Below are 26505 nucleotides of genomic sequence, written 5' to 3'. Positions count from 1 at the left end.
ACATGTGCTAAGGGAACGGAGGATTACGTTTTGAATGCAATAAATGGATCTAATGAAGCGACGTATTCGAGGGTAAGAGATCAGCTTCGACAGGATATCATTACTGGTGTGTTCGAACCCGGTGTAAGACTTCGGATACAGGAATTATCCAACCGCTATGAGGTTTCGCAAATGCCGATTCGTGAGGCACTGCAGCAGCTGCAAGGGGAGGGACTCATTACCCTGCTTCCGCAGAAAGGAGCCAGTGTTAGGAAAATTGATCAGAAGTTCGTTGAGAATATGTACGATATTCGCATTGCCATTGAGACTATGTTGGTTTCTCGAGGTATCGATAATCTCTCCAATCGTGAGTTGGGTCTCATTGAGGAGCATCAAGCACAATATGAGGCATACGCTACAGCAGGAAATATGGAGGGAGCACTGACTGCGAACACGCTGATGCATCATCGCATCAATCAATTGGCAGAAAACCCTGAAGCCTTGGATATCATTAACCGCCATTGGGGTCTAATTGCTAGCTTGCGCAGTAAATTCGGCTTCAGCCAGCAACGTGTGCAATCCATTATTGAAGATCATCGCGGAATCCTTGAAGCACTTCGCAATCGTGACAAGGAACAAGCCGTTCGTTTAACGAGAGATCACGCTACGAAAGCCAAGATCGATTTGCTGGAGCAAATGAGTAATCAAACATGATGAAGCCAAATAGCCGTTTACCTTGAAGGGTAGCCGGCTATTTGTTTTCTTTGTTGGATTTCTGCCCTACAACATAACATGCCCATTACAACGAGCCTGCAGGTGAAACTCCCGCGACATGAATATGTACCCTTCCAAACAGAGCCGCAAGAACCATGCCGAAATTCAAGACGTGTTTAAAATCTTGAGTGTCGGCATGGTTTTCTTAATTTTTGCAAGACGTTCTGAATATTGATAATTGATCATAACAAGGTTTGCCTCTACAATGCAGACATCGGATCCGATTACCGTATGCCTTTGATTTCTGGTACTGCTTGAGGAATGTAAGGATAGAGCGGGAGAAGAGATTATGAAAAAGCTTTCTGCCTATATTCCGCTGGGGCTTGGCGCACCGGGGGATGTAGCGAACGCGGTGCTTTACTTATGCAGTGACGAAGCTAGGTACATCACGGGAATAACACTAGATGTGAATGACGGGCAATATATGCGATAAGTATACAGGCGCAGGCGGTTTACCTTGGAGAACGATGAACGGAGGTTATATTCGAAGTGGAGAAAAAACATATTACGGTAGAAAACCCGATCCTGCCCGGCGACCATCCCGACCCGTCCGTTGTTCGGGTTGGCGACGATTATTACATGGTGTGCTCAACGTTTCAATTTTTTCCGGCAGTCAATGTACTTCATTCCAGGGATCTGGTGTACTGGCGGACGATCGGACATGTCGTCACTCGGAAGGAGCAGCTTGATCTGACTGCGGTCCCCGATTCCTTCGGTGTGTATGCGCCCGACATTTCTTACTATGAGGGCAGATTCTGGGTCGTGGTGCCATTTTACCACGGCCAACCCCGCTGCACGAATATCTTGTTTAGCTCGGAAAAGCCAGAGGGGCCCTATGACAACGGGACCATACTCAACCATCATTTCATTGATCCATCGATTTTTAACGATGAGGACGGGAGGAGGTATCTGGCTTTTGGTGGAGGATGGATCCATGAACTGGCCAAAGACGGTTCCCGTCTCCTAGGAGAAGCAAAGCAGGTTTGGCCAGGTACTGGGGGAGCAGCCCCGGAGGCCCCGCATGTGCTCAAGCGAAACGGGTGGTATTACCTTCTCCTTGCGGAGGGCGGCACGTTCTTCGAGCATAGGGTGACGATTGCTCGAAGTCGCTCTATCTGGGGGCCTTACGAGCCCTGCCCGTGTAATCCGATTCTGATGCAGACCGACCCGAATAAGTTAATCCAGAAAACCGGACATGGCAAGCTTATCCAGGACCCCCAAGGTCGGTGGTGGTTTCCTCATCTCGGAGGACGAACGCTCGAGCCTGTTGGTTCAACACCGCTTGGAAGGGAAACGTTCCTGCAGCCGGTTTCCTGGACGGAGGACGAGTGGCCTGTGATTGGGGATGGTGGAAAGCCCCTTGAAAGATTTGACATTATCGACGAAGATCCTACACCCTCGCACCTCACATTTGACTTCGTGGATACCTTTCAATCAGGGGAGCTTGATCCTACCTGGGAGTGGGTACGTCTACCGGTGGAGAGAGGGTTCCGACTTACCAACAAGGGATTGGAGATTGATTGTAAGCCCTACATGCTGTTGACACCTCAACCAACCTTGGTTCTTACCAGGCGTTGGCAGCATTTTCGATTCACTGCAGAAACAGAATTGCGGTTTCATCCGCTCAGTCTCGGCGAGGAAGCAGGGATGCTCTTATATCGAGATTTAGACGGCTTTCTGATGATGTCCGTTAGAAATGGGCTCGGCCAGACAACCGGTCTTCCTTTCGATGTTAAGCGGCTGAATGAGAATCAGGAGGAGGAAGGGCTATTTCTTCAGATCGATCGGTTCGAGCACGCCAAGCGTAGAACGCTGCTTCAGAAGAAGCTTGAACGATCGTCGGGAGATCCAATTCGGCTTCGCTTCCAAGTAGATGCATTATCGGACTATTGTATGTTCCAATGGGCGAAAGGAGAAGGGGGCAGTCTGGAGACACTTGATTTGAATTTACCTGTATCCTTCCTCTTTCCAGAGAGTGCGATTCGTTTCTTATGCTTTACAGCACCGCGAATAGCTCTCTTTGCACGGGGCGTATTTGGGATGAATCAGGGGCATGCATTGTTTACAAATTTTATATATCGCGGGTTGCCGCATCCCATTGAATAGAACAACAAGTAGCTGTCAATCACGATTCATATCTCTTAAAGGAGCTTCACGAGATCCAAAACATCAGAGAAAATATGAAGGTTCCGAAGAGCTGACTCAGGTTGTTCCTTCATGCTGGCATCCGAATGACTTTGCATGGCTTGCCTCTTATAAATAGTGATTGATGAGTGCCAGTATATCATGCGAGCATGGGCGCCTTAAAGACGTAAAAAGTACAATAACAGGTTAAAAGAGTTCATAGAACAGCGCGATTCAACTTGATATGATGTCAATATATGACTAGCTGGGAGGCATGGATATGAATGCACAGCAATTAAATCAGTTTTACAATGAAGGATTTGTCCCATGCTAGAGGAACAGGACCATAATGCTGCAGGATAATGAATTCGGCCGTTCTACAGACGATAAGTATGTTTTTTATTACGAGGTGTGATCATGGATCGTCAAATGTATATTTCATATTTGAAGAATGCTCTAGATGAAAATTCTCAACTTAAACTGATCCATGGGATCAAAAAGGCGTCCAACCAATGGTTCGGAGAGGGGCTGCTCAGCTTCTCACTGTTTCTCCGAGATCGGGTGCTATGCGTTTATGTGGAAATGGTAGTACACAATCCCGCTTTCGATTGGGCGATTGTGGTGAATACGGATGTGGAGCCGTGGCCCTATCTGAAGGGTCCGCGCTATTCTGCTTTGATGCCGGATATTTTTCATGACGGGGTACCTGTAGATCCCGATTCCTGGAGGTCGGGGAGGACCATCGAGCGTCGGTCGGGCTCGCTTGCGCGATTAAAGCCGGACATGGTAGCAAGCTATGTATTCTATCATTATCAGGCGCAGGAGGAGAAGCCCGAGCATTTCAACAAGACCTATGTAATAGGTCTTCATGGTACATGGATATTCTCTTACGGTGAATCACCTGCTGTAGTGAGTGAGAATAAGCCTCTTGGCAAGCTCGCCACCAGGCAGACACCGGATAATTGGCATGAAGTGATGGACCCGCACTTTGACAAATGGCCGAACGATGTCATCTGGAGCCCAATGCAGCACTTAATTACACTCGAACGATAGGAGGAACAAGACATGCAATATACAGAGTTTGGACGTACCGGTCTGCGGGTCTCGCGTCTCGGTCTCGGAGGCGCTCCGCTTGCGGGCGATTTCGGCCCAGTTGATGAGCGGGAGATCGAGCTGATGATTCATGAAGCGATTGACGAAGGCATTAACTTTATTGATACGGCTGTAAGATATGGAAACGGGGAATCAGAACGAAGAATCGGGAGGGCGCTGCGCGAAGGCAGACGCAATCAGATTGTGCTCACGACGAAGGCAGTAGGGATTGATGGCGATTTCAGCTACAGAAGCACGATTGAGTCGGTCGAGGGAAGCTTGCAGCGGCTGCAGACCGACTGGGTCGATCTGCTGCAAATTCACGACGCTGAGCGAACATCGTTTGAGGTCGTGATGGAGGAGACGCTGCCCGCGCTCGAGAAGTTGCGGGAACAAGGAAAGCTTCGCTTCATCGGCATCTCTACCCGTCGATTACCTCTGCTCATGCAGTATGTGCGAAGCGGTCGCTTTGACAGTATTCAATTTTATGTGCGGTATATGCTAATCGATCATTCGGCGAAGGACGAACTGCTGCCGCTAACGCAAGAGCATGGAATTGGCGTTATCAACGGCAGTGTGCTGGGCATGGGGCTGCTCGCCGATACGCCGGCAAAGTTTCTCAAGCCGGATATCATTCAGGCGGCGGAGGAGCGCAAGGTGAAGCTTCGCTTCCTGCGGCGCACAGAGCCGCACGGATTAGTCGAGCCGGGGATGCGGTTTAGCCTGACGCAGCCGGCGATTCATGTCACGCTAAGCGGCGCCTCTACGAGAGAGATGCTGCGCACGAATATGGCGTACTGTGATGGACAAGGCCTGGCACCGGACGATCAGGCGCGCGTATTTGAGCTTTTTGAAGGACAGAAGCTATTATTTCCCGATGAATAGGAGGATGCGGCAATGCGTGAAGAGTGGAAAGGATTACCGCAAATCGAAGCGAAGGAACGAATCGTAGCACCCACTTGGGCACTTCAGCAGCAATGGATGTTTGACACGTTGAACAAAGCAGCCAAGGAGTTTGTGCAGCGGTACACGCACCCGGATGGGACGCTCATCTGGCGCAAGGACTGGCCGGGCATGGACGGCTCCGACGACCCGTATGAAGGCTTTATGAATCTGGCATTGCTATACGTGCTGGGAGGCAGCGATGAACTGCATGATTTATCGCGCAAAATTTGGGAAGCCATAACTTGGCAATGGACCGAATACGGCCAGATTGAGCGGGAGTTTGACGCCTACTACGACTGGATGCACCACGGAGAAGGGTATCTGTATGTGTATTTCCTTGGGCTTGCTGGCCCAACAACGCTGAAGGACCGGCAGCGTGCCGTCCGATTCGCGAAGATGTATACGGGCGACGATCCGCTGACGCCTAACTATGATAAGGAGAAGCGCCTGATCCGTTCACCACTTACCGGAAGCCGGGGGCCTCGCTTCGAGGTGAACGAGGAAGATTGGAGCACGCATCGTGGCATTCTCGACAACTACCTGGCTCCGTACGAGGATATTCCAGGTGTGGATTTTGCAAGCGGCAAATGCGCATGGTCGAACGACGATATTTATGCTCATATTCTCGATTATATGAACAAAAGGATGAACCGCGGCGATGTGCCGCTCAATCTGAATGCGACGGGCCTCGTGACCAATGCGTTTATGCATACGGGGGATCAGGCGTTACGGGACTGGGTGCTCGAGTACCTCCAAGCATGGGAGGAACGGACCAGCCGTAACGGCGGAATCATTCCGGATAACGTCGGCTTGTCCGGCGAGATCGGGGAGTACAACGACGGCAAGTGGTGGGGAGGCTATTACGGCTGGAGATGGCCGCATGGCTTCAAAACCATTATCGAGGGTGTTACGAATGCATGTATGAATGCCGTCCTTTTGACCGGAGATTTCAAGAAACTGGATCTGGCTCGTTCCCAGCTTGACATGAACTGGAGCTTGCGACGCGAGGAGAACGGCAAGTGGGTTGTGCCGAATAAGCGATTCGATGCGGGCTGGACGGACTGGAAGGGCGCGCAGCCGCGATTCTCAATCTATCTGTGGACGACGTCCATGGCGGATGAGGATCTGGAGCGAATCGAACGGATTCCGAAGGATCACGATTGGGATGAAGTGATCGTTCCGACCGTATCCGGCAAAGATCATAAAACGGGTCGCGAGACGAAGCATTACATCGGCAATACGCAGCCGTGGTACCGTTATATTCGTGGTGAGAATCCGAACTATCCGGAGCAAATTCTGTCCGCTAATATGGAGCTGATCGCTCAGCAACTTGAACGGATGCGCTCGGAAGAGGGCGACCCGCGCAACTGGAGCAATCTGTACAGCGAAGGCAACTTCTCGAGCATTCATGCATGGCAGGAAGTGTGTCCGATTTATTTCGAAGGACTCGTCCAGCTCACCCTCGGCGGTCCGATGCATATTTCGCACGGAGGTTTGCAGCACGGTCGGGTACGCTATTACGATGGCGCGAAGCGGCGTCCCGGCTTGCCGAGCGGAGTGTCCGCGCTTGTTGAACGGCTGGAAGCAGACAGTGTGACTCTTCAGCTCGTGAACACGAACCAGTTCGAAGAGAAAAACGTCATCGTGCAAGCGGGCACGTTCGGGGAGCACCAGTTCACGACGGCTGAAATAATTAGCGCAAGCGGTCAAGTCGAAGTGGAAGAGCGGGTTTCGGTTGAGGGCAAATGGCTGGCTGTCCGTCTGCCGGCCGGTCGTTCGATCAAGCTACGCATCGGGATGGAGCGCTATGTGAATCCGCCGAGCTATGACATGCCTTGGCCGAATCTGTCTGCGACTGATCCGCTGTTGAGCGGCAGGCAGTAGTAGGGGGGACGATCCGGTGACATATATCGATACCCATGTTCACTTCTGGAAGCCGTCTCGCGGCGACTACGGCTGGCTGAAGCCAAGCAATGAGCGGCTGTATCGGGATTATTTGCCCGAGCAGCTGCTCCCTGAGCTTCAGGCGCAAGGTGTTGAAGGGGTCATAGCCGTCCAAGCGGCCTTCACGGTGGAGGAGGCGGAGTTTCTGCTCGGGCTAGCCGACCGGAACCCGTGTATCGTAGGGGTTGTCGGCGGTATTGATCCGCTAGCGGCGGACTTCACTGACAAGCTGGAGCGACTGAGCACTCACGAATGCTTCGTAGGTCTGCGATTTAACGGCGATACATTCGCAATGTCGGAGGTAGAGGAGTCTCTTCGCCGGTTGCAGCAGGCGGGACTAACCCTGGATGTATTGGCTGGGTCAGAGCAGTTGGAGGCGGTCTATGAGAGATTGCGCCGCGTTCCGGAGCTAAAGGCAGTAGTGAACCATCTGGGGAATCCCTTACGAGGGGAAGCTGACTTGTGGCGCCAGGGGATTGGGCGGCTTGCCGAGCTGCCGGAGGTTAGGGTGAAGCTATCGGGAATGATTACCCAAGCGGGAGGCGACTCCTCCCCGGCGGAGCAGGTCGAGCGTCTGAAGCCGTACATAGATGACTTGCTGCATTCATTCGGTGCGAAGCGGCTGCTGTTCGGAAGCGATTGGCCTGTGGCTTTGCTCGGAGGCGGCTATGAGCATGTTGTGCGTCTGTTCGAATCACTATTGGACAGGGCCGTCTCCAAGCAGGATCAGCAGGCCATTCGCAGTGGCAATGCGCGAGAGGTTTATAAGGTAAGGCTGTCTTCTTAAAAAAGCAGAAGATAATGTTGATCCAGAAACAATTATGGTTAAGTGATGGGCCGCTGTCTCGATGGAAACCCGAGGCAGCGGCTTCTGTTGTTGTCAACCGGCACATGAAAGAAGTACTACACGGCATGATCTGCGAGTTTGCTTATTCCGATCTTCCGAAAACCGTAAAACTTATCACGCCAGGTTCAATCCCGATAGGGCTCGATACGATCTTAAGCCGCACTTTTTTGGTGACAAAAGGCTCAAACATCCGGTAATCGATCAGGTAATCTATAGCGTTGTTGGAGCAATCAAGAACCAAGGTCCACGCCTCATTCGCTGTATTCCATGCCTCGATCCGGTAGCCAAAAGGTCCCGGACAACGGCCAGATTCGTAGTGTAGCCCCACGTCTCTCCAGATGATCCGACTTGCATGGATGTGGAAATCGCTCTCAAGGTTGACTTCCAGAAACTTGTCGGGATCATTCTCCAACGGCTGCCACCAGCTGAGCATGCTGTCATCCAAAGCATAGATCGGATTTCTTCCTTCCCTATAACTGGATCCTGTATGATTACGGGTGAAAGTGAGAGGCAACAAACCGGCTCCGTTACCAAGTTCGGGCTTCTGCAGGTAACCTGGCGCCCATTGCGGAATTTCCGTAGCTTCCTTCACGAATAAATTCCCGTTTTCATCAATTCCTACCGCATCGAAGCCAATCCGCCTCTCGAAACCATGCTCATAGCCGGTGCAGCACGTGTAGAAGGCCCATATCGTATCGTTAGGTCCTTCCACAACACAGCCATGTCCAGTGCCTCGTACCAAACCGTAGCGCTTCATTAAGAAAGGATTATTTTCCTGCGCAACAAAACCTTCAAGCGGACTTTGGCTGCGGAACGCACCCATCGCATAAGTTCCGAATTGGGTTCCGGGGGCAGCATAGGTGAGGTAATAGGTGCCTTGTTTTTTAAACATAAACACGCCCTCCAGCCATCGTTTATTCCGGTCCTCGTTCCATTCCCCGAATCGCTGCCACTCCTGGTCAGGGTCGAAGCCACCCAGCAATACAGGCTCGGAAATGAGCTTCCAGGGCTCCTGTTGATCCAATTCCGCTCCCCAAAAGCCCGGGTCAAAATAATCGATAATGCCCCAATACGCATATAACTTTCCATCATCGTCCGAAAAAAGCATCGGGTCTTTCATTTTCACTTGAGTGCCATCGGGCTTGATGAAGGTTCCAACCTCGTGAAAAGGGCCTAAGGGATGGTCTGCCATCCATAGAGGCCTATCCATCGCGGTTAACAGAAATTTGTCCTTGTGTTTAACCACGGTCGGGGCATAGCCGATGTCTTCCGGTGAGAGCCGATGGTGCTCCCATGTTACAAAATCCTTGGACACGTATGCCATACCGCAAGAAGGGTACAAGTACCACTGGTTATCATGGAAAATAACGGTTGGGTCAGCCAACTCGCGAAAATCACTGCCGTATCTTCCTTGGTTATAGCCCTTGGGGTAGTTCGGTATGGCGATTGGATTGCAATACGTTGTTTGGGATCTAGGGCACATGATTGTCCTACTTTCTAAAGGGATGGTTATGAAGTCGTGTTCGTACTCAATTAGGGTGCTCAGTCTTCAGATCCAGCCAAAGCATTTCTTTAGGGGAAAGAGAGACGGTGAGCGCTTCCATACTGGAGGAAAGCTCATCTAGATTGTTGGGACCAATCAATGCACACGTTGGGAATGGCTGGCGAAGGACGTAAGCGAGAGCTATATGGTTAGCATTCACTCCGCGCTCGTCAGCAAGCGTGGCGGCTCGGCGATAACGTTCCCAATTCTCTTCACTGTAATAGACGCGGACGATATCAGATTCGTCCCGGAGATCTGGGGAGTAGCGCCCGGTAAAGAATCCAATCGCTTGAGAAGTCCAAGAAAGGAGCGGGAGTTGGGTTTGTTCATGCCAATTGGCATAGGCATCATCGACGGAAACGCAGCCAAGCCACCGGGGTTCTTTGGCTCTTGCCAGACTGAGATTAGGGCTATTGCAGACGAAGCCTCTCAACCCATGGGCAGCCGAATAGTCATTCGCTTCCTGAATACGTGCTGTAGACCAATTGGAAACCCCGATTGCCCTGCAGAGCCCAGCCTCCAGAAGCGCCTCCAATGATTCCAGGATGTAACCGACGGACGTGTTCGGATCGTCCCGATGCAGCATAAAGATGTCGAAATAATCCGAATCAAGCCAACCTAGCTGAAGATTTAGGTCTTCCTCCATGTGCTCCAGTTTCATACGAGGGCCGTTTGCGTCATGATGTGCGCCCTTGCCTATTAATATCATCCTATCTCTGTTTCCACGCACTTTCATCCATTCACCCACAGCACGGGTGGGCTTCGGTCCGTAAACCTTGGCCAAGTCAATGGCATTGCCCCCATTCGCATAATACGCATCAAGGAGCCCAAAGGAGTAATCGTAATTTTCAATATTAAGCATCATAGAGCCCAGTATTAATTGTGGGACAGGCAAGTGAATTCCTTCTATTTGAATGTAACTCATCGTTGGTGCCATTGTAACAACCCCTTTCATTCTGATTTCTCATAAAATAATCCGTTTACGTTCCCTGGCTGAGCGTAGACAGGCTTCAAGCAGCCTCATATTTAAAATCGCATCCTGCGGAGGGAAACGAGGCGTTTGCAGCTTGGCTACGTTTCGGGCAAAATCATCAACTTCCAACAAATAAGGGTTGCATGGATCAGGTTGCTCCTCTCGTTGTTCTTTACCGGTAATAACTAAGAAGTTGTGGGCTGTGTCCCCAGCCAGGAAGGCTTGAGGCAGCACGATCCGGCCTTTCGTACCGAGAATTTCGAGTGTGTGGCGGAATTCTGCCCACATCCCGCAATCGAAGGTAAGAGCGACTCCCCCCGGGAATTCTACTAGGCCGGAAGCCATCATATCGACATCTCCATGATTAGGAGAGAACAAGGCGTGGCAGGTCACTGCTTCCGGCTCCTGCCCCAGGATCAGTCTCGCTGCACTAAGGGGATAACAGCCAACATCATATAACCCGCCCCCGCCCCAATCGGCATGGAACCGGATGTCACTTTCTTTGGCTGCATTATTAAAAGTGAAGCTTCCGTGCATAGCACGGATCTCACCGATCTCGCCGGATCGAATAATCTCTTGGATTCGTTCAATACGGGGATGGAATCGGTACATAAAGGCTTCCGACAACCGAACGCCTGCTTCCTCGCAGGCAGCCACCATTTTCCCGGCTTGGGTGGAATTCAGTGCTAGGGGCTTCTCGCAAAGGATATGCTTACCCGCCTGAGCGGACCGGATGGTCCATTCGTAGTGGAGATGGTTGGGCAGCGGAATATAGACGGCATCAATTTCTGGATCTGCAAGCAGTTCTTCATAACTTCCATAGTAAAAAGGAATTTCGAATTTTTCTGCGGTCTGCTTTGCCTTTTCTTCTGAACGGCTGGCGACGGCTCTCACAATACCCGTTTCGGAAGCTTGAATAGCCGGGATCACCGCTATTCTGGCTATCATGGAGCTGCCAAGTATTCCCCAGCGCAACTTGGTTTCCATCTAATCACCTTCGATCTTTAATAGGATGAATATATTTATATTGTCATTATAATAATGGCTTATATAATTGTATATGAGAGTATTTTGACTTGGGATATAACAATTTTGAACATAGAGGGGTAAAGATGAGAATAGAACTAGCGGTACCCAATATGGGCTTGAAGCCTGTTTTTTGCTTCCCAGATATTATGGGACGTTACTATGACTTTCCGGAGCATGCCGTGGTTCGCCCACAAGGCGCTTTGCTCAAATTTAACCTGCATCTCGTAACGGCAGGACGCGGATATGCCAAAGTGGATGGGAAGACCTATGTGTTGAGACCTGGGGATGCGTTTTTATATTTTCCAGGTCAGCCACAGGTTTACGGATCAAGCAAGGATGAACCATGGGAGGTGTATTGGGTTCATTTCTACGGCTCTCAGCTTGCAGAGCATTTAACGGAGTTGGGATTTGCACAATTCCCTCTGTGGACCAATCGCAACTATTATAGGATGAAGAGTGCTTTTGATGACTTGATCGATGAGGGGGACAAGGGTGGTGTGATTCATCCGGCACGTATGGCTATGTTAACCTATGGCGTGCTCGCTGAATTTACAATGCATTCCCAATCATTAGCGGCTAGCAGGGGAAGCGATGCGGTGCATCAGATTCTGGGACTGCTACAGGCTATGCAGGATGAGGCATGCAAGCCGTTCGTACTTGAAGAGTGGGCGAATCGCGTAGGTATGGGTACCCATTACTTCTGTCGAATGTTTCGAAAGGCGACTCAAAGAACTCCCATGGATTTCATAACTTTGTGCCGGCTCCGGTTCGCCAAGCAGCTTCTGCTGGAGGGGAAAGACCTTCCTGTCGGAGAGATTGCGATACAGTGCGGTTATATGAGCACAAGCTATTTTATTAAGCGCTTTCGGATGCAGGAAGGGATGACTCCTCATGAATATAGGCGGCAATTTATATAGATTGAAGCGTATACAGTATACGACCGAAGCAATAAATCATCGTTTTTTGAATTCTGTTACACGATCTTTAATTTTGGCATATGGACGATCTGATAAGTCAGGGTTAGAATTCGAAATGTAATTAGACTGTAAGCGTTATCAAGAAGGAGGGTAGAAGGTCTATTTGAAGGTCACAGTACTTTTAATTACCATCTTAAGAAAAGTGGTGAATGATGAATGCAAGCTTTCAAGAAACGAATTTTTACAGCAATGTTGGCACTATTGGTAGGGCTGTCCTGCTTGACTACCGTATTTCCTATGCCTCAAGCAGTGGCCGCGGCGACGACCCTGTTCTCTGACAACTTTGATTCGGGAATTAGTTCGACGGTTTGGACAAATTCCGGCGCTAGTTACAGCTCGACTAACCAGGCTGCATTTCTAGGAGCCAACAATGCTTCTCTGAAGACGTCCATCAATACGCGCGGCTACAAGGACGTGATCGTGCAATATGATCGATATACGTACAATGACATGCCAGCTAACAGTGCGTTCTATGCGGAGTGGTCGATCGACGGGCAGAATTGGACGCAATTGGAGCAAATAACCACATCTGAGCCCGCGATCACAACCGTACAGTTCCTGCTGCCGGCCTTTGCAGCCAACCAAAGTGCGTTGCTGCTCCGTTTTCGCGCTACGGGAAGTTCCCTTACTAGCACGTACCGTTTCAATGTCGACAATGTTGTCGTAACGGGGACCGCGATCACATCCGTAACGCTGTTTAACGATACGTTTGCGACGAATACGCTGTCTTCCAATTGGGGCTCCACGACTGCAGGGTATTCAACCGGAGGTTACGCTTTCCTGGGCGCGAACAATGCCACGATGACCCATACCTTGACTACGACCGGGTATGAATATGTTGCCATTAGTTTCAAAGCTTGGACATATAGCAGTATGCCTAGCGGCACACAGATGACAGCATCGTATTCGATTGACGGGGGAGCACATTGGACTGACTTCTATCAGCTCGCCACCTCACAATCGTCGATTACAACGACTAATGTTGCTTTTCCTGACTCAGTATCCAACCAATCCAACGTGCTTCTCCGATTTATGGCTACCGGCACCGGGTTGACCAGTATGTATCGATTCAATCTGGATGATGTGAAGGTTACTGGAGTGGCGCTTCCTTCCTCCGCTAGCTACGATTCGATTCGTACGAAATGGTATAACTCCGTAGTGGGGAACGGCTATGACACCTCGGATGCCAATGTCCAAACGTTGATAGCGAGCCGTGATTCATCTGCATTAACCTGGTGGAACGCAATGGATAAGTCGGCGACCCGTACGTATATTTTCTCGGACTATCCGAACGATACGTACAGCGAGAACGTGACGAACACGTATTCAAGATTATTGAAAATGGCTGTAGCCTATCAAACCGTCGGCGGGACTTATTATCACAATACACAGCTGCGTTCTGACATCATTTCAGCTATGGATTGGCTGCAGAGCCATGGTTGGTATAACGATCAACGGCCTTTCGCTCCGAAGACGACCGATAACAACTGGTTCTCGTGGGAGCTTGGTGTGCCCCTCTACCTTACAGATCTGCTCGTTCTGATGTATAACGATCTGACTAGCAATCAAATCGCGAGCAATGTTTCGGCGATCCTCCATTTCTTGCCGACCCCGCAAAGCTTGGGTTTCAGTGTGAATGCAACCTATGTATCGGATGGCGCTAACCTTGCAATGGCAGCCAAAATAACTTCCAAATGTGGAATATTGATCAAAGATCATGCGCGAATCAAGCTGGGGACAGGTGCGCTTGCTTCCCTGTATCTGTATGTTGATTCGAGTAAGAACGGCTTCGCGGAAGACGGATCGTTCCTGTTCCACGACGGCGTACCTTACACGTTCGGTTATGGCACCGCCTCTCTCGACGATCCTGTTAGTGGGACCTTCTTATTCGAGGGCTCTCCATGGGAGATTGTGGATCCGAACAAGTATGCTCCGGTGAGCTGGATTAAGAATGCCTTCGAGCCCTTTCTCTATCATGCACGATACGACGATAACTTGACCGGGCGGTACATTTCTCGACCCACGTCCACTGACCAAGCGAGATTCTTGATCACAACGGCACTAAACGCTATACAATTTGCGAAGGCTTCAGATCAGGTATACCTGAAAAGTCTGATCAAATATATCGCTTCGCAATATAGCGACTATCTCCCGCCGCTGTCTCAGTATGCGGACTATAAGCAGATCATGAATGATACGTCTGTAACAACATTGCAACCGAGCAGCTTCTTTAACGTGTTTAGCGGCATGGATCGAGCGGTTCAACGTCAATCGACCTATAGCTTTGATATCGCGATGCATTCGGACCGAACGAAAAACTATGAATCCATCAACAATGAGAATATATCGGCATGGCATACTTCGGATGGCCGGACTTCGCTTCATAACGCAGACGATAGCCAGTTCGAGGGTGGATACTGGGCGACAATCGATCCGACTCGCTTGCCAGGGACAACGGTTCAGCAGCATAAGAGTGACGATAGCTATTCGCCACAAATTGGCAATGTGTCGATTACTGGCACTAGCGGTACGTTCGTAGATCCCCTCAACGACACATCGAAAATCTATAATTTGACATCGTCCCGGTTCACAATCGATACGCAGAACGCTGCGAACATGAACAACGATGCGGCTCGACTAGTCAGAACGACGGACTCCAACGAGACAATTACGTATAATGTAAACGGAATGACGGACTTCTCGATCGATTTCTACTACACCGGTTTCAGCAATTACAACCGGATTCGATTGTATGGAGGCTCTACGTTCGGCTCCGCGACGAACATTCCGTACAAAATAACAAATGCAGGGACAACCAACGGCTGGACGCACGCCGTGTTTACGCCGCTAAATTCCATTTCAAGCTCAGGCTTTAATTATTTGAAAATTACACTGCTCCCGAGTGACAGAAGTGGATACGGTACCCAGAGCTGGGCGGGCGGAGCCGAAGTGGATCAAGTGTATGGTGCTGTCGGGATGGATTTGAAGACGAACAGCCAGTCGCTTGCTGCCAAGAAGTCGTGGTTCTTGTTCGATAACGAGATTGTAGCAATGGGCACCGGGATCACGGCTACTGATAATCGGACCGTGGAGACCATCGTGGAGAACCGCAAACTCAGCAGTGCGGGAACCGAGCAATTCCTAGTCGATAATGTAGCCAAGGTGGGGACACTTGGAGCGACCGGTTCGGTAACGGGAGCAAGCTGGGCACACTTGTCCAACTCAAACTCCGGTGCGCAGATTGGCTACTTTTTCCCGGGAGGGGCTAACTTGAATCTCAAGCGGGAAGCTCGTACCGGTAAATTTAGTGATATCGGATCAGGCACTGACGCTAGCTACACAACCTCGTATACGAATAAATTCTTGACCATATGGTTCGATCATGGCGTCAATCCGACTGCAGGAAGTTATCAATATGTGCTCCTTCCTGGACGCACGTCTGCTCAAGTGAGCAGCTACGCAGTAAGTCCGGATATTACGATTCTGCAACAGGATGCAACCATTCATGCCGTCAAGGAAACAACACAGAATGTAGTCGGGGCTAACTTCTGGACGGATAACACCGCGACCCTTCAGGTGAGTGGAGCGAACTTCTTGACTTCTACCAAAAAAGCGTCCGTCGTCACCCACGAGACGTCCACGGGCATCTCGGTCGGCATAAGCGATCCGACTCAGGATAACGTCAAGAACGGTGCGGCCAGCGATGGCTATATTACGCTGACGATTAACAGGGCGGCTACTTCTGTAATCTCATCCGATGCCCGTATTCAGGTTCTGCAGATGAGTCCAACGATTCAGCTGAAAGTGAACGTGGACGGGACATTCGGGCAAACTTTGCAAGCTAGTTTCGGGTATTAAGATGATGCAATAAATAGAGACCTTCAGGGTTCGTTATGAACCTTGAAGGTCTTTTTCAATCAAGAGCGATAAATTTCTACAAGGTATTGCGAAGGGCTAAGCCCGCACGTCTTCTTGAACATGTGGCTGAAATGGTAGGGGCTGGAGAATCCAAGTTGGAAACTTACTTCCGATATATTGTAGGCTGGCTGCTTGAGCAGCTCCATCGCTTGATGAATGCGCATTCGAGTGAAATAGGTGTGGATGCTGACCCCGACTTTCTTGGTGAAGAGAGTGCTTAAGTAACCGTAATTCATGTTCATATGCTCGGCTAACGCTTGGGCATTGAATTTGCTGCTTAGGTTACAGGCTTCAAGATAAGCAAGAATCTTGCTAACCGTCGCCGTGGCTTTCGATGCGTGCTCTGCTTGACCCGATTCCTGATATAGCTCGATGAACAATTCAGCCGTTCGAAGCGATAGCAGCAACGGTCTGCAGCTTGCCGGCGAATGATACAGCTCAAGCAGCAGCTTTAGCTTGCTGCGAATGTGCATGGGAGAGGAGGGCTGCAGCCGCTTGGGTAACAGGATCCGTTCCTTGTATTGCTCAGGCATAAGCGGGGTGCCCGCATGTTCGCAGCTGAAAGCGCTCTTCTCTTGTTGGAATGATTGTAGGGGATCGATCTCGTCCCTGAAATGAATCCAATACCAAGACGTTCCAGGCAGCGTTACGCCGGGAGTCCCCCAATGATGCAGTCCCTTATGCAGGAAAAAGGTATCCCCTTCGTTCAGAACGTACTCCACACCATCCTCTATCACCTGAAATCGACCGCTTGTGATATATAGAAAAACATGAAAATCAAGCAAACGGTCAGGATGGGTCCAGGCAACCGTCGACTTGCCGTATCCGATGTCCTTAACCATCAGTAGGCTATCGAAGGGCATGATCACTTGATTCCGCATCGTCCTCGCTCCTCTCTGGATCCAGTATACATGATCTTCAATAACCTGAAAATCATGTATGGAAATTACGATTCGACGTATTCAAACGGAATTAGGGATTCCCTATACTCAATACAGGAAGTGATTACACTGTAGAGGAGATGAAAGGTTTGCCAACGTTTCGAAGCGGTCCCGGGCAATCGCCGGCCTGGTGTGAATTGGAGCAGTTCGAGATTATTCGGCTCAAGCCGGGTCAGGAGCATTCGGCGGAGCGTGTATCCCCGAAGGAAAAGCTCATCGTGACATCCGGCCAATGTGTTGTCGTTGCCTGCGAGAGAAAGATGGATGCGGGAGAGCGGTCGCAGTTCGAACTGAACCTGGGGGAAGATAGCTGGAAGGTGGAGAAAGTCCTACAGCCTACCACTATAGTTCGCCTGTGCGGACATTGGGGAGAAGAGCTTGGCGGCAGCGGTGTATTCCGTGCAATCCGGGCTCAAGAGCCGAGGGACCAAGGCGACACCGTGACGTATCCTAAGGAAACCAGCTTCGATCGTCATTACCACGATTGCGATGAGTATTGGATTGTGGTAGAGGGGCACGGAATCGCAGTATCCGAAGACATTCACTATGGGGTTCAAGTAGGAGATTGCATAGCGACGGGTCGCGGTTTTCATCACGATTTTCCGATCGTGCTCGAGCCCGTTACTGCCGTTTATTTCGAGACGACCCTGGAAGGCTTGAAGCGCAAAGGTCATCTGTGGGAGCATACGCACGGAAAAGCTGAACCGGTAATCGAGAGGAGATAACGAAATGACGTACAAGGTAATCCAGGTTGGGGCGGGAGGGTTCGGAAAGCAGTGGTGTACAAGCTTCCTGCCGGCCAATGTGAAAGACGGGTTGATTGAGGTGGTTGCTGCAGTTGACCTGAATCCGGACGCCTTGCAGAACGCAAAGTCGGGTCTGGGGCTGCGCGACGATCAATGCTATGCGGATATCAAGAAGGCATTTGCGGAGACGAAGGCGGATTTCTGCACGATTGTCGTGCCGCCGGCTTTCCATGAACAAGTCGTAGACTTGGCCTTGCAACACGATATGCATATCTTGTCGGAGAAGCCGATCGCCGACACACTGGAGGGTTCCATTCGAATCGTAGAGAAAGTGCGAAGCGCCGGGAAGAAAATGGGCGTAACCATGAGCCACCGCTTCGCTCAGGACAAGACGACGCTGCGCCATGAACTGCAATCGGGACGGCACGGTCGGCTTGATTACCTGATGTGCCGATTCACAGTGGACTGTCGCCGTTTCGGCTCCTGGGGTAAATTCCGTCACGAAATTCCGGATACGCTCATGGTGGAAGGGGCCGTTCATCACCTGGATATATTGGCCGATCTGACGGGCTATGTCTGCGATACGATCTACGCGCAAACCTGGAATCCGCCCTGGGGGGAGTTCGCTGGCGATTCCCAGGGACTCGTGCATATGACGATGACAAACGGAACCAAGGCTGTATACGAGGGAGCCAAATCGAACGCGGTCACGCTGAACGGCTGGAGCAACGAATATATTCGCGCGGAGTGCGAGCATTCGACGCTGATCATGAGTCACAAGGAGATCGAGAAATACGCCTACGGTGGCGGAGGCCAGGCAGAGCAGATCCCCCTTCTCCAACAAAACAAGTGGGGCCATGCTTGGTTGATCGAACAGTTTGTGGAATGGCTGGACGGCGGACCGCCAATGGCGACGAATGTCGAGGATAACTTGCAATCGGTTGCCCTCATTTTCGCCGCCATCGAGAGCAGCAGAACAGGCTCGCCAGTGAAGGTACAGGAGATGCTCGAGCGAGCTAGATCAGCAGTATCCACGAACTGGACTCCCGGAAGGTAAGCATTTGTAAGTTACGGCAAGCAGTTCTTGACCAACCAACGATAGTTCCAATTTACTCAGTAGCCAGGGCGAGCAGCCCTGGCTATTTGGTTTATTCAGTGGATTCTCAAAATTGCTAACTTTTCTGCAAAACTGTTCGTTTCTCAAGGGTCATAAGCTATGTATCCTAAATGAGTAGAACCTGGAAGAAAGGAAGTCGAAGCTGCAATGAAAAACCTGGTACTTTCCTATCTCACGCCGGCAGAGGATTCCACTGAGGGCTGGGAGAAAGAATCGTTGCCCATCGGCAACGGCTATATGGGAGCCAATGTGTTCGGTATTCCTCGTCGTGAGCGTATCCAGATTACCGATAATACGCTAGTCAACCCGGGTAATCTTGGCGGGTTGAACAATTTTGCCGAGTTGTATCTGGAATTCGGTCATGAAGACGCATCGGATTATGAACGGGGCTTGTCCCTGAACGATGCTATCGCCTACTGTCGATACCAGCATAATGGCGTCCGGTATGAACGGGAATATTTCGCCTCATATCCCGACCAGATCATCGTGATGAAGCTATCGGCTTCGAAGCCTGGCGCCCTATCGTTCGTCGTGCGGCCTGAGATTCCTTATTGCAAGGATTACGCCAAGACACCGGGGGACGGCGGCGGCAAGTCGGGAGAAGTCATCGCGCAAGACGATACGCTGATATTACGCGGCCGTATGCACTACTACAACACCCGGTTTGAGGGGCAGATCAAAGTAATTGCACCGTCGGGCGCCATGCTTGAAGAACAAGGGGCCATTCGGGTAATCGGTGCCGATACCGCACTTTTATTGGTAGCTGTCGGAACGAATTATAAGCTCGATAGCCATATTTTTCTGGAAGAGGATCCGAAGAAGAAGATTCCCGATATCGATCCACATCGCGAAGTTGCCCGTATCCTGGAGCAGGCTGACTTGATTGGGTATAAGCAGCTCCGTTCGAGACATATCGCCGACTATCGGGAATTGTTCGACCGAGTCGCCTTCTCAATTGAAGGCGCTGCGCCGCAAGAGCCGACGGATGTGCTGCTGCAGCGATACAGACGAGGAGAGTCAATCCCGTACCTGGAGGAGCTATATTTTCAGTACGGTCGCTATCTGCTCATCAGTTGTTCCCGACCAGGGACGCTTCCTGCTAATCTGCAAGGCGTCTGGAATGTGCATGATATTTCGCCATGGGGAAGTGGATATTGGCACAATATTAATGTTCAGATGAACTATTGGCATGCCTTCAGCACGAACCTGAAGGAGACCTTTCAGGCTTATGTGGACTTTAACGCTGCGTTCCGACCGAAAGCAGAACAATTGGCAAGCAGGTACATCCACGAGCACAATCCGGAAAATGCCACCGATGAGCCGGGCGCTTGCGGCTGGACAATCGGAACGGCAAGCTATGCTTACATGATCACCGGTCCTGGTGGGCATTCGGGTCCGGGAACTGGGGGACTTACCACGAAGTTGTTCTGGGATTATTACGATTTTACCCGGGACGAGCAAGTGCTTCGGAAGGTCACGTACCCCGCTCTGCTAAGCATGAGCCGGTTCCTTACCAAGACGGCACGGGATTATGACGGTCAGTACCTGGCATCATTCTCCGCCTCTCCGGAGCAGCTGATCTTCGGCAGGTGGAGAACGGAAAAGCCACACCAATACTATCACACGGTCGGCTGCGCCTTCGATCAGCAAATGATTCATGAGAATGGAGCCGACTTGCTCCGAGCAGCTGAGCGGCTCGGCCTCACGGAGGATCCTGCGCTTGATGTACAGAGCAAGCAGCTAGGACGGTACAACCCCGTTGAGATCGGCTGGTCCGGTCAGGTGAAGGAATATTCGGAGGAAAACTTGTATGGGGAATTCGGCGAATATCGCCATCGCCACATCTCTCAGCTCGTCGCGCTTTACCCGGGAACGTTGATCTCGCACGATACCCCGGCCTGGTTGGATGCCGCCCGCATCACGCTAAATGAGCGGGGGGATGAGTCGACCGGCTGGGCGCTTGCCCATCGGTTGAACCTATGGGCCCGAACTGGAGATGGGGATCGCGCCTATCGTTTATTCCGCAATCTGCTCGAACAGCAGACATTGCCCAATTTGTGGGATGCGCACCCGCCTTTTCAGATCGACGGTAATTTCGGAGGAACTGCCGGTGTAGCGGAGATGCTGCTGCAGAGCCACGAGACATATATCGCTGTGCTTCCCTCACTTCCGCAAGCGTGGAGCAGCGGAGCATTTCGCGGGCTCGTTGCCCGCGGAAACTTCGAAGTTTCGGTTGAATGGAGAAGCGGGACCGCAACACGGATTGAGATTGTGTCTGGCAGCGGAGGGATTTGCCGTCTTGCTTACCCCGGTATTGATAACGCACAGTTGATCGCGGAGGAACATCTCCCGATTGCCTATACGGTAGATTCCCCGGGAAATATCACGTTCGACACGGAGGCAGGCGGCCACTATACCTTAACTGGAATGGCCCTCTTTCGCCGAGCGCCTGCTCCCAAGGAGTTGCAGGTGGACCGTCATACGCTGGGGCTCGAATGGAGCGGAGAAGCGGGATGCCTCTACAACATATACCGTGCAGTGGATCAAATGCCACATTACGAGCTTATCGCTGCGAATGTAACGGACACCTCGTTCCAGGATTCGCTGTTTGACTTCTCGAGCTGCGAACGTGCGACGTACAAGGTTACCGCACTGTTCCCGGACGGCACGGGAGAAAGCGATGGAGTGCTGTGCGCCATCCATCACGCTTCAGAGCTCTATATGGAGCGGTACCGCTATCAAATCGCACAGATTAATCTGACTTAGAAGGAGAATACCAATGACAACGATACTACAAAACAAGTTGACGCTTCATGTTCAGCCAAACGGCAACGATCACTCCGCAGAGGGGCCGCTGGCCAGCCTTGCTGGAGCACGAAACCGAATCCGGGATCTGCGAGCTTCCGGAGCGGTAACTGGGCCGATCGAGGTCATCCTCCATGCGGGAAGGTACGAAGTGCGGGAGACGATTCATTTTGACCAACAAGACTTGGCAATGGAAGATTCTCCTGTGACCTTCCGTGCGGCAGGTGACGGGGAAGTCGTGCTTGTCGGCGGCTGTTTGCTTCACGAACCTCAGATCGGTGAGAACGGCATGCTCGAATATGATCTGAGTAAACTTGGACTCGACCACATCGCGTTCGATCAATTATTCTGTAACGGCGAGCGGATGCGCAAAGCGCGTTATCCCAAATTCGATGCGGATAATCCATATGGAGGCGGCTGGCTATACGTAGATGGGCCTGTTACGGAGCCTCATCAAAAGGGAATGGGCGCGAAGGATCGCTTCATCTGCAAGGATCCTCGCTTGCAAGGCTGGAGCCAGCTTGAGGAGGTCGAGCTATTCATCTTCCCGCGGCATAACTGGTATAACAGCATCGTGAAGCTGAAGAGTTACGATCCGGAGACGGGAGAAGTTGTTCTCCAGAAACCGGTGATTTATGAGATTTACCCTGGGGATCGGTTCTACTTCCAGAGCGTCAAGGAGGAGCTCAGCACACCCGGCGAATGGTACCTGGATGAAGAGAAGCAGCGTGTCATGTTCATTCCTCCAGCGCATATACCGCTGGATCAGCTTGCGGTTTCGATTCCGCTTGTCAAGAATATCATCGAAATCCGCAGCGAGTTCGATCAAGAAGAGGACATCTATGTGGAAAAAATTGATTGGCAGGATCGCGGCGGCTATCTGATGAAATCCCGCCAACAATTTTCGGTCCAGGAAGGTTATCTAAGCTTCAAGGGACTTACCCTGGAGGGCTGCGACGGCACGGCGCTGTTCGTCAAACGCGCCAAAGGTATTCGATTGGAAGGCTGCGTCGTTCGTGGCACAGGTGGTCCAGGTGTTACGGTGCTGCAAGGCGTTCAGTGTCAGGTGCTGGGCTGTGATATTTATGAAACGGGAAGTCATGGGGTTTATATTTCTGGCGGCTATATTACCACTTTTGCAATAACTAAGGCGTCATCCGATAATGTCGTAGAAAATAATTACATTCATCATGTCGGCGTCATTCACAAAGGAGTAGCCGGTGTTGCTGCCATCGGAATCGGTATCCGGGTTGCCCATAACTATATCCACGACGGTCCTAGGTGGGGGATCTGGAGCCGTGGCAATGATAATCAGATCGAATATAACCATATTCGTCACGTAAATGTCGAAACATGTGATACAGGCGCCATCAACACGTGCGACCGCGACTGGACGATGAACGGGACGAAGATCGAATACAACCTGATCCACGATGTAATCGGTTATCAGCGAGTCCGAGGTGTATGGCGTTCTCCCGCCTTCGCGTTCGGTATTTATCTGGACGATTATACGAGCGGTATCGAGGTGCGTGGAAATATTACATTCCGGACGCCGGGAGCTGGTATGTACGTGCATTCGGGCAAGGATAATGTGATTGAGAACAATATGTTCCTCGAGACGAGGGAGGAGTCCGTCTTCGTGCTCGGCTGGAAGCCGGACGATGAATATCGGACACATGGAACTACGGGACTTTCCTTGACCAATACCCAATATGTTCGGAATATTATCGGCTCGAAGCAAGCAAGTTCCTCCGTCTACAAGTTCTGCATTCGCGATTACGACAACTTGATGGACAAGGGGAATGTGTTCGACCACAACGTGGTTTACGGAACTGAAACAGCTGCAACCGATGGAGCGGAACCGTTCATCAAAATTTTAGCTCGGGATGAAGACTACTCCACGCGGGCTGATCACAACTCCTGGCAAGCATGGAAGTCCATGGGACACGATGCCAATAGTGTTGTAGCGGACCCCGGGTTTGTAAATGCAGAACAGGATGACTACCGACTACTAGAGGGAAGCCCAGCACTCGAACTCGGCTTCATACCGATTCCGGTCGAGAAGATCGGCCTGTATGCGAGCGAAAATCGGGCAAGTTGGCCTATTTTAGAAGCTATGGGAGTAAGGGAGAAGCCGATGGAACGGGAAAAACGTGTACAAGTAGAATAGCAATATTAGCCATCCGGTCTCTACCGGGTGGTTTTCTTTATGTCTCCTGAAATATTGTTCATCGATTTAAGAAACTGTTCATGAAGAAGAGCGTTGACAGATCATTGTTGTCATCTATAGAGTAAGAATTAACCTTATTTCGTAACCCAAATTTCTTACTTTGGAGCTGTGGACGATGAAAATAGTATTCAACTTTGTAATGCGCTTACATAGTTCCTTACACCTGCTGTTCAACAAAAACAGCGTGGCGAGAAAATGGCTAGCATCCTATTATGTCATCCTGTTGCTGCCGATTGCCATCAGTATCGTGGTTTCCCTCTATGCGATTGATCTGTTGAAGACCGAAACCAACCGAGCCAACGATGCGATCGCGACTCAAGTTCGGGAAGCGGTGGAAGCGCGACTCAAGGATATGGATCAGATTAGTGGGGAAATTGCAAAACGAAGTACGGTGTCTTATTTGCGCAATGCGAAGACAGAGCTGAATGCAGAGGAGCGCGTCAATCTGATAACAACGGCTAAAGATCTCGGGGCCTTTGAAGCCGGAAGAACGTACATTGATGCGATTTATTTGTATTTTCCGAATAATGGGTATGTCGTCAAGCAAACTGAAATTTATACGAAGACGGATATTACCCGAACAATGGACAATTACGACGGATTATTACCCGCACAATGGGAAAAGATGCTCTCCTCTGTAAAGTTCCGCGCGTTGTATAACTTCGAGGTGAAGAATACAGCCGGTAGCCCCATGATTTATTATGCGAGAACGGTTTCAACAGCCGGTGTTAATCGGCCGGATACCATCGCGATCTTCAGAATCAATACGAATGCCCTGCTGAACAATGTCCAGAGTAGCAAGATTCTTCAGGATTCAAGGCTCCTCCTGACAGACCCTTCTCAGTCCTTCGTACTGTCATTCGGCGCTGGTGACAATCAAGCATTGCCGCCTGAAGAGAAACTGACCGGGCAGCAAGGGATGACGACGTTTCAAGACAAGATGGGCAGCTACGTGATCGCTTACCAGAAGTCTTCGGTATTTGAGGATCTCACTTACTCGATGCTCACTCGAACGGATTTGTTTTATCAAAAGACCCGATTTATACAGGTGTTAAACCTACTTAGCATTGTTATCTGCTTGTTAGGAGGGGGCATTCTTTCCATCTATTTGATGAAGCGCAATTATTCCTCCATCGATCAGCTGATCAAATTCTTAACATCACGGCAGAAGATTGAGAATACGGGGGATCGGGACGAATACGCGATGATCCGCGATGCGATGACGCATATCATGAATGAGCACGACGAGGCAAATCATCTGGTATTTCGGCAGAAACAAGTGCTTCGCTCGAATTATTTAAGCAAAGTGCTGAAGGGCTTGCCGGGTAAAGGGATCCATCTCTATGAGGGTATGCGCGAGTTCGGCATCGAGTTTCCTTCCGATACGTTCGGGATTATCCTGTACGGTTTGGACGACGGAGACGGCGCTGAAGAGCATGACGCCAAGCGGCCAAGTCCTGAACTTCTTCAGTTTGTGATCCAGAATATCTCAGAGGAGTTGGCAGGCCAGAAGCACATCGGCTATGCTGCAGCCATTGATGGGATGGTCGCTTGTCTGATTAATTTCAAGGAGGGCACCAACGACGTTCGCAAAGAAGAGATGTACGCCATCAGTTCGCGGACAAGAGATATTCTGAGACTAAAATTTAAAACGGAGCTTTCGATTGCCATCAGCGGAATTCACCAGGGCTTCGACCAAATTCCGACGTGCTATCAGGAAACGCTGGATGCTCTTGAATATCGGATCGTTACCGGGAAAAACGAGATTGTCGAGTATAATGAGGTTAACGATTCCAATAAGTTTGGTCTGCATTATAAATACTATTTTCCCTTATACGTGGAGCAGCAGATCATCAATTCCATCCAGGCTACGGATATTCCGGGCTTGCACAGCATTATCGAGGATTTGTTTCAGCGCAATGAAGGAGAAGGGCTAGGCTCCGTAAGCATCTCTAAATTTTTGCGTTATAATCTGATCGGCACAGTCGTACGAGCTGTGACGGAAGCTGGCAGCACGAAAGCAAACGACTTTATCGATGAGCTCATTGCAAGTAAGCCATTGGATCTACTTCAGGATCGTAACAGGATGAAGCAGGACACGCTCGAAATGCTGGAGAAGGCTGCGAGCTTCATTCAGACAACCAAGGACACGACACATTCGAAGCTAGTAGGGGAGTTAAAGCTTTTTATTGAAGGGGAATATACGAATCCGAATATTACGATTACGCTTATCGGAGATAAGTTTGAATTGTCCCCCTACTACTTGTCCGGAATTTTCAAGAACGAAACGGGGCAAGGTATATTGGATTTCATTGGCACGCTGCGACTCGAACATGCGAAACGTTTATTGCTTGAGACGAATGAAACCATCCAAGACATTTCAACCATGGTAGGCTTCGCTGACGTAAGAAGCTTCATCCGAAGCTTTAAGAAAATGGAGAACATCCCGCCTGGAAAGTACCGGACAGTCAAGCAATAATCTGTGATTAACCACGTTCATTTCAGAAATGGATCATCCTTT

General features: G+C 50.5%; 18 protein-coding genes. 14 read left to right on the top strand and 4 right to left on the bottom strand.

Annotated elements, in window-relative coordinates:
* The first annotated feature begins 30 nt into the window (after positions 1-30).
* From MJB10_RS17785 to MJB10_RS17755, 7 genes are all read left to right on the top strand, one after another.
* Positions 31-693, top strand: a complete 663-nt coding sequence (locus tag MJB10_RS17785; RefSeq protein ID WP_314796828.1) for a GntR family transcriptional regulator — start codon at positions 31-33, stop codon at positions 691-693.
* Between the two features lie 349 nt (positions 694-1042).
* The gene (locus tag MJB10_RS17780) at positions 1043-1186 is read left to right on the top strand and encodes an SDR family oxidoreductase (RefSeq protein ID WP_314796827.1); all 144 of its coding nucleotides are present in this window, start codon (positions 1043-1045) and stop codon (positions 1184-1186) included.
* 56 nt (positions 1187-1242) lie between these two features.
* Complete coding sequence (locus MJB10_RS17775; protein WP_314796825.1) at positions 1243-2859, top strand: family 43 glycosylhydrolase; 1617 nt, start codon at positions 1243-1245, stop codon at positions 2857-2859.
* 435 nt (positions 2860-3294) lie between these two features.
* Positions 3295-3930 (top strand): hypothetical protein, encoded by a 636-nt coding sequence (locus tag MJB10_RS17770; RefSeq protein WP_314796823.1) that lies wholly within the window; start codon positions 3295-3297, stop codon positions 3928-3930.
* Positions 3931-3942: 12 nt separating this feature from the next.
* Positions 3943-4854 (top strand): aldo/keto reductase, encoded by a 912-nt coding sequence (locus tag MJB10_RS17765; protein WP_314796821.1) that lies wholly within the window; start codon positions 3943-3945, stop codon positions 4852-4854.
* Positions 4855-4866: 12 nt separating this feature from the next.
* Positions 4867-6798 carry a hypothetical protein gene (locus MJB10_RS17760; protein WP_314796819.1) on the top strand — a complete coding sequence of 644 codons (1932 nt, stop codon included), beginning with the start codon at positions 4867-4869 and terminating at the stop codon, positions 6796-6798.
* 16 nt (positions 6799-6814) lie between these two features.
* The gene (locus MJB10_RS17755) at positions 6815-7645 is read left to right on the top strand and encodes an amidohydrolase family protein (protein WP_314796817.1); all 831 of its coding nucleotides are present in this window, start codon (positions 6815-6817) and stop codon (positions 7643-7645) included.
* A gap of 142 nt (positions 7646-7787) precedes the next feature.
* On the opposite strand, the gene MJB10_RS17750 is transcribed toward MJB10_RS17755, so the two are convergent.
* Genes MJB10_RS17750 through MJB10_RS17740 form a run of 3 tightly spaced genes read right to left on the bottom strand, consistent with a single transcriptional unit; the run spans position 7788 to position 11208 of the window.
* Complete coding sequence (locus tag MJB10_RS17750) at positions 7788-9188, bottom strand: family 43 glycosylhydrolase (RefSeq protein WP_314796815.1); 1401 nt, start codon at positions 9186-9188, stop codon at positions 7788-7790.
* 46 nt (positions 9189-9234) lie between these two features.
* The gene (locus tag MJB10_RS17745) at positions 9235-10185 is read right to left on the bottom strand and encodes an aldo/keto reductase (protein ID WP_314796813.1); all 951 of its coding nucleotides are present in this window, start codon (positions 10183-10185) and stop codon (positions 9235-9237) included.
* Positions 10186-10212: 27 nt separating this feature from the next.
* Positions 10213-11208 carry a Gfo/Idh/MocA family protein gene (locus MJB10_RS17740; protein WP_314796811.1) on the bottom strand — a complete coding sequence of 332 codons (996 nt, stop codon included), beginning with the start codon at positions 11206-11208 and terminating at the stop codon, positions 10213-10215.
* Between the two features lie 125 nt (positions 11209-11333).
* On the opposite strand from MJB10_RS17740, the gene MJB10_RS17735 reads away from it, so the two are divergent.
* A complete protein-coding gene (locus MJB10_RS17735; RefSeq protein ID WP_314796809.1) occupies positions 11334-12167 on the top strand; it encodes a helix-turn-helix transcriptional regulator in 834 nt (277 codons plus the stop codon).
* Between the two features lie 216 nt (positions 12168-12383).
* Complete coding sequence (locus MJB10_RS17730) at positions 12384-16085, top strand: polysaccharide lyase 8 family protein (protein ID WP_314796807.1); 3702 nt, start codon at positions 12384-12386, stop codon at positions 16083-16085.
* Positions 16086-16144: 59 nt separating this feature from the next.
* Here MJB10_RS17730 and MJB10_RS17725 read toward each other — a convergent pair whose 3' ends face one another.
* Positions 16145-17026 (bottom strand): helix-turn-helix domain-containing protein, encoded by an 882-nt coding sequence (locus MJB10_RS17725; RefSeq protein WP_314796805.1) that lies wholly within the window; start codon positions 17024-17026, stop codon positions 16145-16147.
* 140 nt (positions 17027-17166) lie between these two features.
* Between MJB10_RS17725 and MJB10_RS17720 the strand changes: the two genes are divergently transcribed.
* The 5 genes from MJB10_RS17720 (at position 17167) to MJB10_RS17700 (ending at position 26463) form a co-directional block, all read left to right on the top strand.
* Positions 17167-17811, top strand: coding sequence for a cupin domain-containing protein (locus tag MJB10_RS17720; RefSeq protein ID WP_314796804.1), 645 nt, complete (start codon positions 17167-17169; stop codon positions 17809-17811).
* A gap of 4 nt (positions 17812-17815) precedes the next feature.
* Complete coding sequence (locus MJB10_RS17715) at positions 17816-18889, top strand: Gfo/Idh/MocA family protein (RefSeq protein WP_314796803.1); 1074 nt, start codon at positions 17816-17818, stop codon at positions 18887-18889.
* A 207-nt stretch (positions 18890-19096) separates the two neighbouring features.
* A complete protein-coding gene (locus tag MJB10_RS17710) occupies positions 19097-21715 on the top strand; it encodes a glycoside hydrolase family 95 protein (RefSeq protein ID WP_314796801.1) in 2619 nt (872 codons plus the stop codon).
* A 13-nt stretch (positions 21716-21728) separates the two neighbouring features.
* Positions 21729-23924 carry a right-handed parallel beta-helix repeat-containing protein gene (locus MJB10_RS17705; protein WP_314796799.1) on the top strand — a complete coding sequence of 732 codons (2196 nt, stop codon included), beginning with the start codon at positions 21729-21731 and terminating at the stop codon, positions 23922-23924.
* Between the two features lie 175 nt (positions 23925-24099).
* Positions 24100-26463: a helix-turn-helix domain-containing protein gene (locus MJB10_RS17700; RefSeq protein ID WP_314796797.1), complete on the top strand. Its 2364-nt coding sequence runs from the start codon at positions 24100-24102 to the stop codon at positions 26461-26463.
* Positions 26464-26505 lie beyond the last annotated feature (42 nt).

Source organism: Paenibacillus sp. MBLB1832, from assembly GCF_032271945.1.
GTDB classification, from domain to species: Bacteria; Bacillota; Bacilli; order Paenibacillales; family NBRC-103111; genus Paenibacillus_E; species Paenibacillus_E roseopurpureus.
Note: the sequence above shows the minus strand (reverse complement) of the source record. Positions and strands in the feature narration are given on the sequence as shown.

Coding starts and splice junctions, on each gene's coding strand:
- MJB10_RS17720 (WP_314796804.1), top strand. CDS start 17,167: ATGAAAGGTTTGCCAACGTTTCGAAGCGGTCCCGGGCAATCGCCGGCC.
- MJB10_RS17765 (WP_314796821.1), top strand. CDS start 3,943: ATGCAATATACAGAGTTTGGACGTACCGGTCTGCGGGTCTCGCGTCTC.
- MJB10_RS17700 (WP_314796797.1), top strand. CDS start 24,100: ATGAAAATAGTATTCAACTTTGTAATGCGCTTACATAGTTCCTTACAC.
- MJB10_RS17710 (WP_314796801.1), top strand. CDS start 19,097: ATGAAAAACCTGGTACTTTCCTATCTCACGCCGGCAGAGGATTCCACT.
- MJB10_RS17705 (WP_314796799.1), top strand. CDS start 21,729: ATGACAACGATACTACAAAACAAGTTGACGCTTCATGTTCAGCCAAAC.
- MJB10_RS17745 (WP_314796813.1), bottom strand. CDS start 10,185: ATGGCACCAACGATGAGTTACATTCAAATAGAAGGAATTCACTTGCCT.
- MJB10_RS17780 (WP_314796827.1), top strand. CDS start 1,043: ATGAAAAAGCTTTCTGCCTATATTCCGCTGGGGCTTGGCGCACCGGGG.
- MJB10_RS17740 (WP_314796811.1), bottom strand. CDS start 11,208: ATGGAAACCAAGTTGCGCTGGGGAATACTTGGCAGCTCCATGATAGCC.
- MJB10_RS17760 (WP_314796819.1), top strand. CDS start 4,867: ATGCGTGAAGAGTGGAAAGGATTACCGCAAATCGAAGCGAAGGAACGA.
- MJB10_RS17750 (WP_314796815.1), bottom strand. CDS start 9,188: ATGTGCCCTAGATCCCAAACAACGTATTGCAATCCAATCGCCATACCG.
- MJB10_RS17725 (WP_314796805.1), bottom strand. CDS start 17,026: ATGCGGAATCAAGTGATCATGCCCTTCGATAGCCTACTGATGGTTAAG.
- MJB10_RS17715 (WP_314796803.1), top strand. CDS start 17,816: ATGACGTACAAGGTAATCCAGGTTGGGGCGGGAGGGTTCGGAAAGCAG.
- MJB10_RS17735 (WP_314796809.1), top strand. CDS start 11,334: ATGAGAATAGAACTAGCGGTACCCAATATGGGCTTGAAGCCTGTTTTT.
- MJB10_RS17770 (WP_314796823.1), top strand. CDS start 3,295: ATGGATCGTCAAATGTATATTTCATATTTGAAGAATGCTCTAGATGAA.
- MJB10_RS17730 (WP_314796807.1), top strand. CDS start 12,384: ATGCAAGCTTTCAAGAAACGAATTTTTACAGCAATGTTGGCACTATTG.